Raw genomic sequence first — 1,192 nt, 5'->3', positions numbered from 1 at the left:
AAAAAATACAGTTGGCTGTTTTCACTCCGTTCAACATTGTAGCCAACAATATTTTTCCGCTTAAGCGGGCGTTAGGTGCCAATGAAGATCGTATTACTAACTTTGCTTCTGCTTTTTTCATTTAGAGTCTCTGCTGTGGAACCTTGTGAACCAGTCCCAGAGGGCAAGCAAAGACGAGATGGTGTTTGTTCATATAAAGATGCTGCATTTAGAGCTCGTCAGGTTTTTAGCTACATATTATCTTTAAAAAAATACTGTGATAGCGCAACCGAAGAAGAAATAAATGAGTGGTACTTAAGTAACAAACAGCTCATCGATAAAGCAGTTATCATCAGCAAGCAACCATTAAAAGAAATAGTAAAAAATACAGACGCGGCATTATGGCAATCTGAGAGCAGCATCAGAGTTAAAGAGTCTTGCTCATATGCTAAACGTAAAATACATAATACATCACCTTCGCTATTTGGTGGTCGAGTAGGTGAGTATTTGGATTCTTACGCACCTAACAAAGCAAATTAAAAAGTACGGACAAAAAACAGTTGGCTTTGTTCGTGCCTCTCAAATTATAGCCAGCTATTTTTTGCCGTTTATTTGCGGCGTTAGCTTACATGGAGAGTTCAGATTGAGTCGTACCAAAAAAGTAAAAGTTACAGTTGAATGCCCAGAGATAATTCCTCTTCAGTCCATAGCTGCAAACCAATTAAGAATGGCAGAGGAAGAGCAAGCTGGTCATAAATTTAGATGGATAATACCATCGATGATCTTTTCAGTTTTCTCTGTAGAGGCTATGGCAAATGTATATGGTTCTCAGTTGTTTAAAAACCAATGGAAAAACTTTGAATCTACATCGATCATTGGAAAAATCATATTGGTTTCTAAAGAGCTAGGTATAGACGCTGATTTTTCTGCTCAGCCTTGGCAGACAATACAAGAAATGATTAAATTCCGAAATTGGTTAGCTCATGCTAAGCCCCATAAAACGACAGCAACTCATGAGGTGCCGTATGATACTCCAAATGAGCAACTTCCTAGGTTATTTCCAGACATGAAAATAACGACCTATTCAGACTTTGAAAGTGCTAATAGGTATGCTGATGCTGTTCGACAATTAGAGTTAAGATGGACACATGGCGCAATGACTAAGAATATAGACATTGACTTAGTTGGTATGCCCCAATATACAAATGTAAGC

The 1,192-nt window shown here is 38.0% G+C and carries 2 protein-coding genes; both read left to right on the top strand.

Going from position 1 to position 1,192, the window contains the following annotated elements:
* Positions 1-135 precede the first annotated feature (135 nt).
* Complete coding sequence (locus P20480_RS11855) at positions 136-519, top strand: hypothetical protein (RefSeq protein ID WP_008128580.1); 384 nt, start codon at positions 136-138, stop codon at positions 517-519.
* Positions 479-1,192: hypothetical protein (locus tag P20480_RS18980; RefSeq protein ID WP_050547931.1), on the top strand; the 714-nt coding region annotated here is incomplete at its 3' end. The genes P20480_RS11855 and P20480_RS18980, both read left to right, overlap by 41 nt.

The organism is Pseudoalteromonas sp. BSi20480 (assembly GCF_000241365.1).
GTDB classification, from domain to species: Bacteria; Pseudomonadota; Gammaproteobacteria; order Enterobacterales; family Alteromonadaceae; genus Pseudoalteromonas; species Pseudoalteromonas marina.
Note: the sequence above shows the minus strand (reverse complement) of the source record. Positions and strands in the feature narration are given on the sequence as shown.